Below are 16,215 nucleotides of genomic sequence, written 5' to 3'. Positions count from 1 at the left end.
TCTTTCAACACCCGGTTTCAACATAAGGCCGGACAGTGCCAGCGGAAAACAATTTATTCGTCTTCCAGCTCGATATTGATACCCAAGGAACGGATCTCTTTCAGCAATACGTTGAAAGATTCCGGCATACCTGGTTCCATCTGGTGGTTACCATCCACGATGTTTTTATACATCTTGGTACGACCGTTAACATCATCAGATTTAACGGTAAGCATTTCTTGCAGAGTATATGCTGCACCGTATGCTTCCAGTGCCCACACTTCCATCTCACCGAAACGCTGACCACCGAACTGTGCCTTACCACCCAGCGGCTGCTGAGTAACCAGACTGTAAGAACCGGTAGAACGAGCATGCATCTTGTCATCAACCAAGTGGTTCAATTTCAGCATGTACATGTAACCAACAGTTACCTGACGCTCAAATTGCTCACCAGTACGGCCATCAAACAGTGTGATCTGACCGGAGGTCGGTAAACCACCCAATTTCAACAGCTCTTTGATTTCAGTCTCTTTCGCACCGTCAAAGACTGGAGTTGCGATTGGCATACCGTTTTTCAGGTTTTCAGCCAGACGCATGACTTCGTCGTCAGTGAAAGTATTCAAATCAACTTTCTGACGGGTGTCATCACCCAGATCATAAGCTTTCTGGATGAATTCACGCAGTTTGGCAACTTCCTGCTGCTGTTTCAGCATCGCATTGATCTTGTCACCAATACCTTTCGCCGCCATACCCAAGTGGGTTTCCAGAATCTGACCGATGTTCATACGTGATGGTACGCCCAGCGGGTTCAGTACGATGTCAACCGGAGTACCGTTTTCATCGTAAGGCATGTCTTCGATCGGGTTAATCTTAGAGATTACACCCTTGTTACCGTGACGACCTGCCATCTTGTCACCAGGCTGGATCTGACGTTTCACTGCCAGATAAACTTTGACAATTTTCAGTACGCCCGGTGCCAAGTCATCACCCTGAGTGATCTTACGGCGTTTAGCATCCAGCTTCTTCTCGAACTCAGCTTTCAGTTCGTCATACTGTTCTGCCAACTGCTCAAGCTGATTTTGTTTATCTTCATCAGCCAGACCCAGTTCTAACCAGCGCTCACGTGGCAGTTTGTCTAATTTCTCCGCTTCAATGCCACCGGAAATCAGTACATTGCGAATACGGGCAAACAGTCCGGCTTCGAAAATTTGCAGTTCTTCAGTCAAGTCTTTTTTCGCCTGACGCAACTGCATCTCTTCGATTTCCAGCGCACGCTTGTCTTTTTCTACACCATCACGGGTAAAGACCTGTACGTCGATAACAGTACCGGAAACACCGTTCGGTACGCGCAGTGATGAGTCTTTAACGTCAGATGCTTTTTCACCAAAGATCGCACGCAACAGTTTTTCTTCTGGCGTTAACTGCGTTTCACCTTTCGGTGTTACTTTACCCACCAGAATGTCGCCACCTTTCACTTCCGCACCGATATAAACGATACCGGATTCGTCCAGCTTAGACAGCGCTGCTTCACCCACGTTAGGGATGTCAGCGGTGATCTCTTCAGGCCCCAGTTTGGTATCACGGGATACACAAGCCAGTTCTTGAATATGAATAGTAGTGAAACGGTCTTCCTGAACTACACGTTCCGAAACGAGGATGGAGTCCTCGAAGTTATAACCATTCCATGGCATGAACGCCACGCGCATGTTCTGACCCAGCGCCAGTTCACCCAAGTCAGTGGATGGACCATCAGCCAGAACGTCACCACGTTCTACGTGTTCACCCAGAGATACACATGGCATCTGGTTGATACAAGTATTTTGGTTAGAACGGGTGTATTTAGTCAGGTTATAGATATCAATACCCGCTTCACCCGCGTACATTTCATCTTCGTTAACCTTAATCACGATACGGGATGCGTCAACGTACTGAACCACACCACCACGTTTAGCAACGGAGGTTACACCAGAGTCAACCGCTACCGCACGCTCCATACCTGTTCCAACCAGCGGCTTATCTGCACGCAGAGTTGGAACCGCCTGACGTTGCATGTTTGCACCCATCAATGCACGGTTGGCGTCATCGTGTTCAAGGAATGGGATCAAGGAAGCACCGACGGACACGATCTGTTGTGTCGAAACGTCCATGTACTGAACCTGATCACGGTTAAACAAACTGGATTCGTCATAGTGACGGCAAGTTACCAGTTCTTCGATAAAGTGGCCTTCTTCGTCCAATGCGGAGTTAGCCTGCGCAATGACGTAGTTACCTTCCTCAATCGCTGACAGGTAATGAATCTCATCTGTTACTACACCGTCGCGTACTAAACGATAAGGGGTTTCAAGGAAACCATACTCGTTAGTACGTGCATAAACAGACAGTGAGTTAATCAGACCAATGTTTGGACCTTCAGGCGTTTCAATTGGACATACACGACCATAGTGAGTCGGGTGTACGTCTCGAACTTCAAAGCCTGCGCGTTCACGGGTCAGACCACCCGGACCCAAAGCAGAAATACGACGTTTATGGGTGATTTCAGACAGTGGATTGTTCTGGTCCATAAATTGAGACAACTGACTGGAGCCAAAGAACTCTTTCACTGCCGCAGAAATTGGCTTGGCGTTGATCATGTCCTGTGGCATTAGGGTATCCAAATCACCCAGAGACAAACGCTCTTTCACCGCACGTTCTACACGTACCAGACCAACACGGAACTGGTTTTCAGCCATTTCACCAACGGAACGAATACGACGGTTGCCCAAGTGGTCAATATCATCCACTTCGCCTTTACCGTTACGGATATCAATAAGCTTCTTCATGACATCAATGATGTCATCTTTGCTCAGGATACCGGAACCTTCAACCTCTTCACGATCCAAGGAGCGGTTGAACTTCATACGGCCAACTGCAGACAGATCATAACGATCTTCAGAGAAGAACAGGTTCTCAAATAAGTTTTCTGCAGCTTCGCGGGTTGGTGGTTCGCCCGGACGCATCATGCGGTAAATTTCAACCAATGCGCTCAAACGATCGTTGGTTGGGTCAATACGCAGAGTTTCGGAAATGTATGCCCCGTGGTCCAAGTCATTGGTGAACAGGGTCTCAATGGTTTTATGACCAGATTGGCTCAAACGCGCCAGCAGATCCAAAGAGAGTTCCATGTTAGCAGTACAGATGATTTCACCTGTGTTCTGATCGATGTAATCTCTTGCAACAACTTTACCCGCAATATATTCGACAGGCACCTCAATACGGTCTACCTGATCTTTTTCTAACTGACGGATATGGCGAGCAGTGATACGACGGCCTTTTTCAACATAAAGTTTGCCGTTTGCTTCAATATCGAATGAAGCTGTTTCGCCACGCAGACGTTCTGGAACCAGAGTCATCTGCAATTTATTGTCGCGGATTTCGAAAATAGTTTTATCGAAGAACAGGTTCAGAATGTTCTCAGTGGTATAATCCATCGCGCGCAGAATAATCGAAGCCGGTAATTTACGACGACGGTCGATACGCACAAACAGGTTATCTTTAGGATCGAATTCGAAATCCAGCCATGAACCACGGTAAGGAATGATACGTGCATTATATAGTACCTTACCGGATGAATGGGTTTTACCCTTATCGCTGTCAAAGAAAACGCCTGGGCTACGATGCAACTGAGATACGATTACACGCTCAGTACCGTTGATAACGAAAGTCCCGTTATCAGTCATGAGTGGAATTTCACCCATGTAGACTTCTTGTTCTTTGATGTCTTTAACTGTGCCTTCTGGCGCTTCACGCTCATAGATCACCAGACGCAGTTTAACACGCAGTGGAGCGGAATAAGTCACGCCACGGATCTGACATTCTTGAACATCAAAAACAGGTTCGCCAAGACGGTAGCTTACATATTGCAGCTCAGAACTGCCGCTGTAACTCTGAATTGGGAACACAGAACGGAAGGCCGCTTCCAGTCCATTCTGGCCTTCAGGATCTTGCTCGATAAACTTCTGGAACGAGTCAAGTTGGATAGAAAGAAGGTATGGAACATCCAAAACTTGTGGACGTTTACCAAAATCCTTACGAATACGTTTTTTCTCGGTATAGGAGTAAACCATAGGGTTCCTCAGCTCGCTGATAAGTGACCCACTCTGTCCGCCCTTAAGGACAGCACTCTACAACACTATTTTTTCGACCAGAAAATAGAATATTTTCCGTAATACTCATTACTATTACTCTTAAATCATTTCATTACGTTACCTTACTACCGAGCTACCCAAGTGGATAGTAGCTGAGAACGCAGTATATTAAGTCGTCAATAGGAAGGAGTATTGTGGGTTCATTAGTAGCCAAACAGTGTGAAATGCTACTAACTCCCTGCGTTGTGCTCTATAGAGCATATGCCTTATAAAACTCCAAAATGACTTTATAAAACAACATGACTTTAAAACAACAAGGTGCTCTACAGCGCAAAAAGGCTGGCGATTAAAAAATCGCCAGCCGCCAGCCTAGTAAATCAGGCTGCGAACTTCAAACTGATCTTACTTGATCTCAACAGAAGCACCTGCTTCTTCCAGAGATTTTTTCAGAGCTTCAGCGTCTTCTTTGCTGATGCCTTCTTTCAGTGCTGCTGGTGCACTTTCAACCAGGTCTTTAGCTTCTTTCAGACCCAGACCAGTTGCGCCACGTACTGCTTTGATTACAGCAACTTTGTTAGCACCAGCGCCAGTCAGGATTACGTCGAATTCAGTTTTCTCTTCAACTGGTTCAGCAGCAGCACCAACTACAGCTACAGCAGCAGCAGCAGAAACGCCGAATTTTTCTTCCATCATGCTGATAATTTCAACAACGTCCATTACAGACATTTCTGCAACTGCGTCCAGAATTTGTTCTTTAGTGATAGACATAACAAGTGTTCCTAAAATTCAGAAAAAATTTATACGTTAAAAAGCAACGAAAGAAATAAGCAATTAAGCTGCGTCTTTCCGATCGCGTAGCGCAGCCAGGGTGCGAACCAGTTTGCCTGCAACGGCTTCTTTCATGGTTGACATCAGGCGTGCGATTGCTTCTTCGTAAGTTGGGAGTGTTGCCAGACGATCGATGTTGCTCGCTGGGATAAACTCACCTTCAAAGGCTGCTGCTTTAATCTCGAATGCTGGGTTCGCTTTCGCGAAATCTTTGAACAGACGAGCAGCTGCGCCCGGATGTTCGTTAGAAAAAGCAATCAAGGTTGGACCAACAAACGCTTCTTTCAGGCACTCATACTCAGTACCTTCAACAGCACGACGCATCAGAGTGTTACGAACAACACGCATGTAAACGCCAGCTTCGCGACCTGCTTTACGCAGTTCAGTCATTTTATCTACGGTAACGCCGCGAGAATCCGCAACAACCGCAGACAGCGCGCCTTTGGCTACTTCGCTGACTTCAGCAACAATCGCTTGTTTGTCTTGAAGATTTAGTGCCATTAGCTTCTTGCTCCTGGATTAACCGGGCAAACCCGGGACTCACTTCACTCAAAGCACGAAATGTGCCTGAGCGCTAAAACACGGTGAGCAGAATCCAGAAAATAAATTTCTTTTGGCTCTGTCACCGTCTACGCAGGATATTAAGTAATTTTACGCCTGCGGTCTTGGACGGGGCTTGGATTAGGCCAAGCTCCAACCGAAAACTGTGATTTGTCCTGATACGTTTTATGTATCAATTATTATCAATTGTTATACATCTGTTCAGGCAAATTTGAAGCGTCAGATTTTAGACAAATCTGACGCCAAGGTAAAGCGTTATTCGCTTTTAGCTTAAATTATTAAGCTACGGTGTTCAGACCAGATTGGTCGATCGCAACACCTGCGCCCATGGTAGTGGACAGGCTAACTTTCTTGATGTAAACGCCTTTAGCAGAAGATGGCTTAGCTTTTTTCAGCGCAACCAGCAGAGTTTCCAGGTTTTCTTTCAGTTTGTCAGCGTCAAAGTCAACTTTACCGATGGTGGTGTGGATGATACCGTTCTTGTCGTTACGGTAACGAACCTGACCTGCTTTAGCGTTCTGTACAGCTTCAGCAACGTTAGGAGTTACAGTACCAACTTTCGGGTTTGGCATCAGGCCACGTGGCCCCAGGATTTGACCTAATTGGCCAACAACGCGCATTGCATCTGGAGATGCGATAACTACGTCGAAATTCATCTCGCCTTTCTTAATCAGTTCAGCCAGATCTTCCATACCTACCAGTTCTGCGCCAGCAGCTTTAGCTGCTTCAGCGTTTGCACCTTGGGTAAATACAGCAACGCGTACTGAACGACCAGTACCGTGTGGCAGTACAGTTGCACCACGAACATTCTGGTCAGATTTACGAGCATCAATGCCAAGATTGACAGCTACGTCAATGCTTTCTACGAATTTAGCAGTAGCCAATTCTTTCAGCAGAGCAACAGCTTCGTTAATGTCATATTGTTTAGTTGCATCAACTTTTTCACGAATAGTGCGCATGCGCTTGGTCAGTTTAGCCATTGATTAACCCTCCACTACCAGGCCCATGGAACGAGCAGTACCTTCGATCGAACGCATCATTGCGTCAACGTCAGCACCAGTCATGTCCGCAGCTTTAGTTTCAGCAATTTCACGAATCTGAGCGCTGGTTACTTTACCAACTTTGTCTTTGTTCGGCTTGCCAGAACCAGATTTGATGCCTGCTGCTTTCTTCAGCAGGACAGCCGCTGGTGGGGTTTTAGTAACGAAAGTGAAAGAACGGTCTGCGTAAACAGTGATAACAACTGGAATTGGCAGGCCTTTTTCAATGCTTTCAGTTCTAGCATTGAACGCTTTACAGAATTCCATGATATTAACACCTTGCTGACCCAGAGCTGGACCAACTGGTGGGCTTGGGTTAGCCATACCCGCCGCAACTTGCAGCTTAACGTAGGCTTGTACTTTTTTAGCCATTATATTTCCTCAATATGGGTGTTATCGCCTCCAGAAAGAGGCTCCCCTACGATTCAGGCCTCGTCTAATATTCTAATGTAAGACCAGACCACAAAAAAAGTTATGTCTGTGACCAGACTTAGTTGCTTATCCAGACAACTCAAAATGGCGTCCAGATAAAAACAAAAGGCGCGAAATTGTATGTTAATTTCACACCCTTTGCAAGCCAATTCGCTTAATTAAGCATCAGATCAGACTTTCTCGACCTGACTGAAATCCAGCTCAACTGGCGTAGCACGACCAAAAATAGAAACCGAAACTTTCAAACGGCTCTTCTCGTAATCGACTTCTTCCACTACCCCATTGAAGTCCGCAAACGGACCATCGCTGACACGAACCATTTCGCCTGGTTCGAACAAAGTTTTTGGACGTGGTTTATCACCAACTTGCTGAAGACGATTCATAATCGCATCGACTTCTTTATCACTAATTGGTGCCGGGCGGTCAGATGTACCACCGATAAAGCCCATTACGCGTGGCACACTGCGAACCAGATGCCAGGTCGCATCATTCATTACCATTTGTACTAAGACATAACCAGGGAAGAACTTACGCTCGCTTTTACGACGCTGGCCACTGCGGATCTCAACAACCTCTTCTGTCGGCACCATCACTTCGCCGAAAGAATCTTCCATATCATGCAATTTGATATGCTCACGCAGAGATTGAGCCACACGACCTTCAAACCCAGAAAATGCCTGTATGACATACCAACGCTTTTTTGGAGATTCAGACATTCTTAAAACCTCAGGCCTGTAATAAATGAAACTAAACGCACCAGAATACCATCCAGTCCCCACAAAATAAGAGACATAACAGCCGTTACTGCCGCAACAATCAGTGTTGTATGCAGGGTTTCCTGGCGTGTTGGCCAAATGACTTTACGCATTTCAACGCGGGATTCACGAGCAAATGCTAATGCAGCTTTACCTTTCGCAGTCCACAATGCAACTGCTCCTGCAAGGGCAACAATAGCAACAACAGCTATCGCGCGCAGAGGCAGGTTATACTCCCGGTAATAGTAATTACCCACAATAGCAACCACCAGCAGCACTGCCACCAATAGCCATTTTGCTATATCAAGACCACGCCCGCTTTCTTGAGCATTGCTATTCGCACTCATAAACCAACCTGTAACTATATGTAAGTAACTATGATGTAAATAGATAGCCAGCTTGCCTCGCAAGAGCAAAACAAATCAGACCGAACCCAAAGATAATTGTAATTGTATCTGACTCGGTGCCATAATTCAGCAGGACTTTTTGTATCTGTTTTCTTGAAAACTATTTTTTGGAAAGAAATCTTGAAAACTGGGCGATACCAAAGTCTATCCGTTGTATCAGAGCCTATCTCACCAATAATTCACAGCTGTTCAGTCAGCGTACCATCAGACAACTATTGATGAGATAGGTTCTTCCTAAGACAACGTATAAAAAGGGCATCTGTCGATGCCCCTTCCAAAATGAACACATTAAAAAGATTATGCGATCACTTTAGCAACAACACCAGCACCTACCGTACGGCCACCTTCACGAATTGCGAAACGCAGACCTTCGTCCATTGCGATTGGCGCAATCAGGGTTACTTTCATGTTGATGTTGTCACCTGGCATTACCATCTCTACGCCTTCTGGCAGTTCGATAGTACCAGTTACGTCAGTTGTACGGAAGTAGAACTGTGGGCGGTAACCTTTGAAGAATGGAGTATGGCGGCCACCTTCATCTTTGCTCAGGATGTACACTTCAGATTCGAACTGAGTGTGTGGGTGGATAGAAGCTGGCTTCGCCAGAACCTGACCACGCTCAACGTCATCACGCTTAGTACCACGCAGCAGAACACCTACGTTCTCACCTGCGCGGCCTTCGTCCAGCAGTTTGCGGAACATTTCAACGCCAGTACAAGTTGTTTTGGTGGTTTCTTTGATACCCACGATTTCAACTTCGTCACCCACTTTAACGATACCACGCTCTACACGACCAGTAACTACAGTACCACGGCCGGAGATAGAGAATACGTCTTCGATTGGCAGCAGGAATGGCTTATCAATATCACGCTCTGGTTCTGGGATGTAAGAATCCAGCGCTTCAGCCAGTTCGATGATTTTCGCTTCCCACTCTGCGTCGCCTTCCAGCGCTTTCAGAGCAGAACCACGGATGATTGGAGTGTCATCGCCTGGGAAATCGTACTGAGACAGCAGCTCACGTACTTCCATTTCTACCAGTTCCAGCAGCTCTTCATCATCAACCATGTCACATTTGTTCAGGAACACGATGATGTATGGTACACCTACCTGACGGCCCAGCAGGATGTGCTCACGAGTCTGTGGCATTGGGCCATCAGTTGCCGCAACAACCAGGATCGCACCGTCCATCTGGGCAGCACCGGTGATCATGTTTTTCACGTAATCGGCGTGGCCTGGGCAGTCAACGTGTGCGTAGTGACGGGATGGAGTATCGTATTCTACGTGAGAAGTAGAGATGGTGATACCACGTGCTTTTTCTTCTGGTGCGTTATCGATCTGGTCGAATGCACGAGCATTACCGCCGTAAGTTTTCGCCAGAACGGTGGTGATTGCAGCAGTCAGGGTAGTTTTACCATGGTCAACGTGGCCGATAGTACCAACGTTAACGTGCGGTTTTGAACGTTCAAACTTTTCTTTAGACACGACTCTATTCCTTAATACCGCTCCCCCGTCACAAAGAGGAGGGAGCTAAAAAGATAGTAAACTCGAAAACTTATCTAGATTTACGAGCTTCGATAATAGCCTGAGCGACGTTGCTCGGCGCTTCGTTGTACTTCAAGAACTCCATGGAGTAAGAAGCACGACCTTGGGTCTGAGAACGCAGGTCAGTAGCATAACCAAACATTTCAGACAATGGTACTTGAGCACGAACAATTTTGCCCGTAGCTACATCATCCATACCATCGATCATACCACGGCGACGGTTCAAGTCACCGATGACGTCACCCATGTAGTCTTCTGGTGTTTCCACTTCAACTTTCATGATAGGTTCCAGCAGAACTGGTTTCGCTTTCATGAAGCCTTCTTTAAATGCCATAGATGCAGCAATTTTAAAGGCGATTTCTGAGGAGTCAACGTCATGGTAAGAACCATCAAACAGGGCAACTTTAACGTCAACTATTGGATAACCAGCCAGAACACCACTCTTCAGCTGTTCCTGAACGCCTTTGTCGACGCCTGGGATGTATTCTTTAGGAACAACACCACCAACGATTTCGTTCGCGAATTCGTAACCAGCTCCACCGGCTTCCAGAGGTTCGATACGCAGCCATACATGACCGTACTGACCACGGCCACCAGACTGTTTAGCGTGTTTACCTTCCTGCTCAACAGAGGCACGGATAGTTTCACGGTAAGCAACCTGAGGTTTACCTACGTTCGCTTCAACGTTGAATTCACGACGCATACGGTCAACCAATACGTCGAGGTGAAGTTCACCCATACCAGCAATGATAGTCTGACCAGACTCTTCATCACTGCTCACGCGGAATGATGGGTCTTCCTGAGCCAGACGACCTAAAGCGATACCCATTTTTTCTTGGTCAGCTTTAGTTTTTGGCTCGATAGCAACAGAGATAACTGGCTCTGGGAATTCCATGCGCTCCAGAATAATTGGTGCGTTCAGGTCACAGAGAGTATCACCTGTAGTTACATCTTTCAGACCGATAGCAGCTGCGATGTCACCTGCACGGACTTCTTTGATTTCTTCACGTTTGTTAGCATGCATCTGAACGATACGGCCAAAACGTTCCTTCCTATCTTTAACCGGGTTCAGTACGGTGTCACCAGAGTTAACAACACCAGAGTAAACACGGAAGAACGTCAGGTTACCCACGAATGGGTCGGTAGCGATTTTGAACGCCAGTGCTGAGAATGGTTCATCATCGCTGGAATGACGTTCTGCTGGGGTATCTTTACCGTCTGGCAGCATACCTTTGATGGATTCAACATCAGTTGGTGCTGGCAGATATTCGACAACTGCATCCAGCATTGCCTGAACACCTTTGTTCTTAAATGCAGAACCACAGGTAACCAGGATAATTTCGTTAGCCAGAACACGTTTACGCAAAGCTGCTTTGATTTCTTCTTCAGTCAGCTCTTCACCGCCCAGATATTTGTCCATCAGTTCTTCTGATGCTTCTGCTGCGGATTCGATCAGGTTCTGATGCCATTCCTGAGCCAGCTCAAGCATGTCAGCTGGGATATCTTCGTATTCGAAGGTAATACCCTGATCTTCGTCATTCCAGTTGATTGCTTTCATTTTCAGCAAATCAACAACACCGGTGAAGGTATCTTCTGCACCGATTGCCAATTGCAGAGGAACAGGGTTAGCAGCCAGACGAGTTTTGATCTGCTCAACAACGCGCAGGAAGTTCGCTCCCATACGGTCCATTTTGTTAACGAACGCGATACGTGGAACGTTATATTTGTTCGCCTGACGCCATACAGTTTCAGACTGTGGCTGAACACCACCAACTGCACAGTAAACCATTACTGCACCGTCAAGAACACGCATAGAACGTTCTACTTCGATAGTGAAGTCAACGTGGCCTGGGGTGTCGATGATGTTGACGCGGTGTGGCTCATACTGTTTAGCCATACCAGACCAGAAAGCGGTAGTCGCAGCAGACGTGATGGTAATACCACGTTCTTGCTCCTGTTCCATCCAGTCCATAGTAGCAGCGCCATCATGAACTTCACCGATCTTATGACTTACACCAGTGTAGAACAGAATACGTTCGGTGGTAGTGGTTTTACCCGCGTCAATGTGCGCACTGATACCGATATTACGGTAACGAGTTATAGGGGTTTTACGAGCCATTTTTTCCTCTCTCGTGGGCGTTCAATTTAAAGAACGGGTAGCCAAGCAGCTACCCAGAACATATTCACTGCCGATGGTATACCAAAAAATGGATTACCAACGGTAGTGTGCGAACGCCTTGTTAGCTTCTGCCATACGGTGAACGTCTTCACGTTTCTTAACAGCAGCGCCTTTGTTTTCAGCCGCATCAGATAATTCATTCGCCAGGCGCAGAGCCATCGACTTATCACCGCGTTTACGAGCAGCATCAACGATCCAACGCATTGCTAATGCATTACGACGAACCGGACGAACTTCAACTGGAACCTGGTAGGTAGAACCACCTACACGACGGGATTTAACTTCCACAGTCGGGCGCACGTTATCCAGTGCCAGCTCGAATGCTTCCAGATGATCTTTACCAGAACGCTGAGCCAGGGTCTCAAGCGCACCATATACAATTGCTTCTGCGACAGACTTCTTACCGTCTACCATCAGGATATTTACAAATTTTGCCAGCAGTTCAGATCCGAACTTTGGATCTGGCAGAATTTTACGTTGACCAATTACACGACGACGTGGCATGGAAATACTCCGTTTCGAATTTCAGGGTTGTCCAAAACTCTACGAGTTTATTCTGACATTAAAGTAAAAAATGTTTGGCCTTACTTAACGGAGAACCATTAAGCCTTCGGCTTCTTCACACCGTACTTAGAACGACCTTGTTTACGGTCTTTAACACCGGAACAGTCCAGTGCACCGCGAACAGTGTGGTAACGCACACCTGGCAAGTCTTTAACACGACCGCCACGGATCAGGATTACGGAGTGTTCCTGTAGGTTGTGGCCTTCACCACCAATATAGGAAGTCACTTCGAAACCGTTAGTCAAACGAACACGGCATACTTTACGCAGTGCTGAGTTTGGTTTTTTTGGAGTAGTGGTATATACACGAGTACATACACCACGTTTTTGCGGGCAAGCTTCCAGAGCAGGAACGTTGCTTTTCACAACTTTCGAGCTACGAGATTTGCGAACCAGCTGGTTAATAGTTGCCATTATTAAAAAAGCTCCTGGTTTTTTGCTTCGTAAACACGGATTTTACCCTCTGTCAGTCATGATGACAAAACGAGAGGACGCAGAATTTTATTGCTGACTTGACGAGGTGTCAAGAAATATACAGTCTTTCTACGGTGGTCGGCGGCGTCAAAGAGTTAGCAAGTATTGCTGGCTGAATAATACAGGCAGTGTCTGTGGACAAAATACAGAAATATTTACCAACTGAAACTTTGCTGATGTTTCACCGTTAAGCTAACAAAATCGTTGTAATTCACCACCTGTACACGATCTGAAACTTGATTAGCAAGCCCCCGTGCATCCAGATCATCCTGCAAAGCATAGATACCAGCTCCTGTGCGGATCAACTCAGCTAAATAGCGATTACCATTCACACTGAGCAATACTCCATTCTGAATCAGCAGGACATCATCCGCATCAGTGATCAGGCCAAGTATTGCATTGAAGTCATCCTGGTAAGGTGAGCATCTAACAGTATATAACATGTTATCTCTCCAAAATAGATTAAAATTTCAACACAGCATCATAGCCCGCTAACATTTGCCGAATGGCCTCAGTGGAGAGAAACTCGGCCTCCAGAATAAAATCATTTTCTGGGCTAAATCCTCTAACCATTAGATCTTCAAGACAAATATAATACTTATCAATGTCATACAGAGATAAAATCTTAAATGTTGAAATGTAGTCACGTGACAGAATTTTATCCGGTTGCTGGTCGGACAGTAGCTGGAATACTCCATCAGAAATAAAAAATACACCAATCTGCTCCGTCAAAGCTGATGTTGCGAGTAGAGCATCCAGCCCTTCTCTGCCGACAGAAGATCCGTGGGGAGCTTCAGTAAAAACGAAGGCGATTTTTTTCATTATTACCCTCAATACCCTTTTGCCTATGCCCCTAAAACTGTACCACGCGATCACATAACATCATGGCCTCAGCCAGAGAACCAAGACCGCTGAGCTCAAACCCACTGGCTAGATTCGCAGCATCCAGATTCAGTTCATTTGCTTGTTGTTCATCTACAACACCACGCCGCAACGCTGCCGCAACACAAATGAATAAATTAAACTGGTGCTGAGCAGCCAATGACTGCCAAGCTCTGACGAGATCAAATTCATCATTAGCAGGTGCTACCAGCCGATTGCCATTCTGAACGCCTTCACGATAAAAAAATACGCTATGCAATTTATGGCCAGAAGCAATAAGTGCCTGAGCAAATTGATAGGCACTACTGGCTTGCTGAGTCCCATATGCTGGCCCGGTCACCAGAAGACAATAAGATAGTGACGACATTACTTCTCCGGACTTGTACATTCACCACTTTTAAACTGGCGAATATAAAGGTATACCGTATGTTTAGAGATATTCAGGCGATCAGCGACCTGATTAATAGCATCTTTGATATCAAAAATACCTTTCTCATAAAGATTCAGGACAACCTGTCTGTTTTTCGCATTGTTGGAAACATTGCGATCAGCATTTACCTCTTCAATAGTATATTCCAGCGTCTGTGCAACCAGATCGTCCACAGAAGAAGCAAAATTGACGTTTGAAGAAACTTCGTGAGTTTTTTCCGGAATAAAGGTCTGAATAATTTCTGAGAAAGGAATATCCAGATTCATATTAATACACAAAAGCCCGATAACTCTGCGCTGGCGATTACGAATCGCAATCGTAACCGATTTCATCAATGCTCCACTTTTCGCCCGTGTGAAATAGGCTCTGGAAACACTGGCGTCTTCATCCGTAATATCGTGCAACATCCGTAATGCCAGATCAGTGATGGGAGAGCCAATCTTACGGCCCGTATGTTCGCCATTAGCTATTCTGACAGCTGAACATTTAAGGTCTTCCAGTGAATGAAGAACAATTTCACAATACCCACCAATCAGCATAGCTAGGCCATCAACAGCCGCTTCATAAGATTTTAAAATTTCATGATCCGTTTCACTGAACGGTTGGTTTTCCAGTAAATCAATATCGCTGTTATCACCAGATATTTGATCTCCGGACAATAGTGGGGTAGACATGTAATACACCATCCTTCAAGCTTAGACTTCACCTCACCAAAAGCATCAGAGTGAGATTTATTATAACCGCAACTTAACAGAAAACATTTCAAAAACGCTGTATTCTATCCAGAATAATGACGTTAAAACTACATTAGATTGTCGTCAAGGCCTTACTGAATAGACTGCCAAGAGTTATCACAGTGTTTATGTTCAAATATACCTGATATATGAGAAAATTATTCCATTTAATGCTGTGTAAAATAATAACTGGTAAAATTCATTCTCTATATTTACGTTTATTACTTACTAAATCGAAGTAAATATTGGTATAACAAAACAGGGGCCTGGTAGCCCCTGTTATAAAATCATGTATTAATTACGATGAAAATTATTTTGCTTTCGCGTTAAGTTTAATATCCAACAATTCAATTTCAAAGACTAAGGTTGAGTTAGCCGGGATTTCTTGCACTCCATTTTTGCCATAAGCTAACTCAGGTGGGATGACCAATTTCATTTTTCCACCTTTTTTCAGGTGCTGAAGACCTTCTTTCCAGCCCGGGATCACTTTATCCAGAGGAATCGACAGAGGCTCTTTGCGTTCATAGGAATTATCAAACACTTTCCCGTCGATCAAACTTCCTTTGTAATTCACAACTACGGTATCACTTGCTACAGGAGTTTTACCACTTCCTTCCCGCTCAATTTTGTACAGAAGACCGGATTTCGTTTTTACAACTCCCGCTTCCTTAGCAAACTGCTCCCGGAATTTATCTCCTTTCTCACTATTTTCACTGGCCTCTTTCTCCAGCTTAGCCTGTAAAGAAGCTCGGATTTTTGCATCAAACTCACTGAGAACTTGCTGAATTTCTGTGTCATTCAGTTTACTTCTATTATTGACTGCATCTCCAAACCCAGCCAAAAGCTGAGATTTATCAATATCAATACCCAGCGCTTTTTGTTCGTCCAAAGATTTTTCCATATAACGACCTATGGAAGCTCCCAACGCATAAGAATCCTGCTGTACTACCGTTTTAAAAGCTTTATTCAGTTTCACTTCATCGTTGGTTTTTGTTTCAGCAGCCATTGTATACGGTGCACTGAATGCCATTGCCAGTGTAGTTGCCAGCAAGGTTGTTTTTAACAATGATTTCATCTTATTCTCCAATAAATTTGACTGAGTTTGCCGTCAGCAAAAATCATGCAACCACATGTACTATAACTGCCTACGAAAACCAATAACAATATTTGCTATACGCCGCCCTGAAAAATACTGAAACAACCTTGAAGTAACTCATTGAGTGAAAAGCTTTCCTGCTCTCCAATTTCTCTCCACTCTGCTTTCCACCTTCACCAAAAAATTTAG

The 16,215-nt window shown here is 45.3% G+C and carries 16 protein-coding genes; all 16 read right to left on the bottom strand.

Features of this window, described 5'->3' with window-relative positions:
• Positions 1–53: 53 nt before the first annotated feature.
• The 16 genes from rpoB to fkpA all read right to left on the bottom strand — a co-directional run bounded on the left by rpoB (position 54) and on the right by fkpA (position 16,005).
• Entirely contained in the window at positions 54–4,082 is a 4,029-nt protein-coding gene (gene rpoB, locus HGO23_RS01505) for a DNA-directed RNA polymerase subunit beta (RefSeq protein WP_099134968.1), read from the bottom strand.
• A gap of 423 nt (positions 4,083–4,505) precedes the next feature.
• Entirely contained in the window at positions 4,506–4,871 is a 366-nt protein-coding gene (gene rplL, locus HGO23_RS01500; RefSeq protein ID WP_209027707.1) for a 50S ribosomal protein L7/L12, read from the bottom strand.
• A 63-nt stretch (positions 4,872–4,934) separates the two neighbouring features.
• Positions 4,935–5,432, bottom strand: coding sequence for a 50S ribosomal protein L10 (gene rplJ / locus HGO23_RS01495; RefSeq protein WP_099134966.1), 498 nt, complete (start codon positions 5,430–5,432; stop codon positions 4,935–4,937).
• 338 nt (positions 5,433–5,770) lie between these two features.
• Complete coding sequence (gene rplA, locus HGO23_RS01490) at positions 5,771–6,472, bottom strand: 50S ribosomal protein L1 (protein WP_099134965.1); 702 nt, start codon at positions 6,470–6,472, stop codon at positions 5,771–5,773.
• A gap of 3 nt (positions 6,473–6,475) precedes the next feature.
• Positions 6,476–6,904 (bottom strand): 50S ribosomal protein L11, encoded by a 429-nt coding sequence (gene rplK / locus HGO23_RS01485; protein WP_099134964.1) that lies wholly within the window; start codon positions 6,902–6,904, stop codon positions 6,476–6,478.
• 230 nt (positions 6,905–7,134) lie between these two features.
• A complete protein-coding gene (nusG, locus tag HGO23_RS01480) occupies positions 7,135–7,680 on the bottom strand; it encodes a transcription termination/antitermination protein NusG (RefSeq protein ID WP_038260749.1) in 546 nt (181 codons plus the stop codon).
• A 2-nt stretch (positions 7,681–7,682) separates the two neighbouring features.
• Positions 7,683–8,066, bottom strand: a complete 384-nt coding sequence (secE, locus tag HGO23_RS01475; protein WP_099134963.1) for a preprotein translocase subunit SecE — start codon at positions 8,064–8,066, stop codon at positions 7,683–7,685.
• A gap of 357 nt (positions 8,067–8,423) precedes the next feature.
• Positions 8,424–9,608 (bottom strand): elongation factor Tu, encoded by a 1,185-nt coding sequence (gene tuf, locus HGO23_RS01470; protein ID WP_209027467.1) that lies wholly within the window; start codon positions 9,606–9,608, stop codon positions 8,424–8,426.
• A 70-nt stretch (positions 9,609–9,678) separates the two neighbouring features.
• Positions 9,679–11,787 (bottom strand): elongation factor G, encoded by a 2,109-nt coding sequence (gene fusA / locus HGO23_RS01465; protein ID WP_099134962.1) that lies wholly within the window; start codon positions 11,785–11,787, stop codon positions 9,679–9,681.
• Positions 11,788–11,880: 93 nt separating this feature from the next.
• Positions 11,881–12,351, bottom strand: a complete 471-nt coding sequence (gene rpsG, locus HGO23_RS01460) for a 30S ribosomal protein S7 (RefSeq protein WP_038269448.1) — start codon at positions 12,349–12,351, stop codon at positions 11,881–11,883.
• A gap of 98 nt (positions 12,352–12,449) precedes the next feature.
• On the bottom strand, positions 12,450–12,824 hold the full coding sequence (gene rpsL / locus HGO23_RS01455; RefSeq protein WP_038269449.1) for a 30S ribosomal protein S12: 375 nt from the start codon (positions 12,822–12,824) through the stop codon (positions 12,450–12,452).
• A gap of 215 nt (positions 12,825–13,039) precedes the next feature.
• Positions 13,040–13,327 carry a sulfurtransferase complex subunit TusB gene (tusB, locus tag HGO23_RS01450; RefSeq protein WP_209027705.1) on the bottom strand — a complete coding sequence of 96 codons (288 nt, stop codon included), beginning with the start codon at positions 13,325–13,327 and terminating at the stop codon, positions 13,040–13,042.
• A 19-nt stretch (positions 13,328–13,346) separates the two neighbouring features.
• Positions 13,347–13,706 carry a sulfurtransferase complex subunit TusC gene (tusC, locus tag HGO23_RS01445; RefSeq protein WP_099134960.1) on the bottom strand — a complete coding sequence of 120 codons (360 nt, stop codon included), beginning with the start codon at positions 13,704–13,706 and terminating at the stop codon, positions 13,347–13,349.
• Positions 13,707–13,737: 31 nt separating this feature from the next.
• The gene (gene tusD / locus HGO23_RS01440) at positions 13,738–14,133 is read right to left on the bottom strand and encodes a sulfurtransferase complex subunit TusD (protein WP_099134959.1); all 396 of its coding nucleotides are present in this window, start codon (positions 14,131–14,133) and stop codon (positions 13,738–13,740) included.
• A complete protein-coding gene (locus HGO23_RS01435; protein ID WP_209027704.1) occupies positions 14,133–14,870 on the bottom strand; it encodes a helix-turn-helix transcriptional regulator in 738 nt (245 codons plus the stop codon). Before HGO23_RS01435 ends, tusD begins: the two co-directional genes overlap by 1 nt.
• A 370-nt stretch (positions 14,871–15,240) precedes the next feature.
• Positions 15,241–16,005 (bottom strand): FKBP-type peptidyl-prolyl cis-trans isomerase, encoded by a 765-nt coding sequence (gene fkpA / locus HGO23_RS01430; RefSeq protein WP_209027702.1) that lies wholly within the window; start codon positions 16,003–16,005, stop codon positions 15,241–15,243.
• Positions 16,006–16,215 lie beyond the last annotated feature (210 nt).

It is taken from the genome of Xenorhabdus budapestensis (assembly GCF_017743015.1).
GTDB lineage: Bacteria > Pseudomonadota > Gammaproteobacteria > Enterobacterales > Enterobacteriaceae > Xenorhabdus > Xenorhabdus budapestensis.
Note: the sequence above shows the minus strand (reverse complement) of the source record. Positions and strands in the feature narration are given on the sequence as shown.

Bases quoted from the DNA above. Each gene is read 5' to 3' on its own strand.
- rpoB (WP_099134968.1), bottom strand. From the start codon at position 4,082: ATGGTTTACTCCTATACCGAGAAAAAACGTATTCGTAAGGATTTTGGT.
- rplL (WP_209027707.1), bottom strand. From the start codon at position 4,871: ATGTCTATCACTAAAGAACAAATTCTGGACGCAGTTGCAGAAATGTCT.
- rplJ (WP_099134966.1), bottom strand. From the start codon at position 5,432: ATGGCACTAAATCTTCAAGACAAACAAGCGATTGTTGCTGAAGTCAGC.
- rplA (WP_099134965.1), bottom strand. From the start codon at position 6,472: ATGGCTAAACTGACCAAGCGCATGCGCACTATTCGTGAAAAAGTTGAT.
- rplK (WP_099134964.1), bottom strand. From the start codon at position 6,904: ATGGCTAAAAAAGTACAAGCCTACGTTAAGCTGCAAGTTGCGGCGGGT.
- nusG (WP_038260749.1), bottom strand. From the start codon at position 7,680: ATGTCTGAATCTCCAAAAAAGCGTTGGTATGTCATACAGGCATTTTCT.
- secE (WP_099134963.1), bottom strand. From the start codon at position 8,066: ATGAGTGCGAATAGCAATGCTCAAGAAAGCGGGCGTGGTCTTGATATA.
- fusA (WP_099134962.1), bottom strand. From the start codon at position 11,787: ATGGCTCGTAAAACCCCTATAACTCGTTACCGTAATATCGGTATCAGT.
- rpsG (WP_038269448.1), bottom strand. From the start codon at position 12,351: ATGCCACGTCGTCGTGTAATTGGTCAACGTAAAATTCTGCCAGATCCA.
- rpsL (WP_038269449.1), bottom strand. From the start codon at position 12,824: ATGGCAACTATTAACCAGCTGGTTCGCAAATCTCGTAGCTCGAAAGTT.
- tusB (WP_209027705.1), bottom strand. From the start codon at position 13,327: ATGTTATATACTGTTAGATGCTCACCTTACCAGGATGACTTCAATGCA.
- tusC (WP_099134960.1), bottom strand. From the start codon at position 13,706: ATGAAAAAAATCGCCTTCGTTTTTACTGAAGCTCCCCACGGATCTTCT.
- tusD (WP_099134959.1), bottom strand. From the start codon at position 14,133: ATGTCGTCACTATCTTATTGTCTTCTGGTGACCGGGCCAGCATATGGG.
- HGO23_RS01435 (WP_209027704.1), bottom strand. From the start codon at position 14,870: ATGTCTACCCCACTATTGTCCGGAGATCAAATATCTGGTGATAACAGC.
- fkpA (WP_209027702.1), bottom strand. From the start codon at position 16,005: ATGAAATCATTGTTAAAAACAACCTTGCTGGCAACTACACTGGCAATG.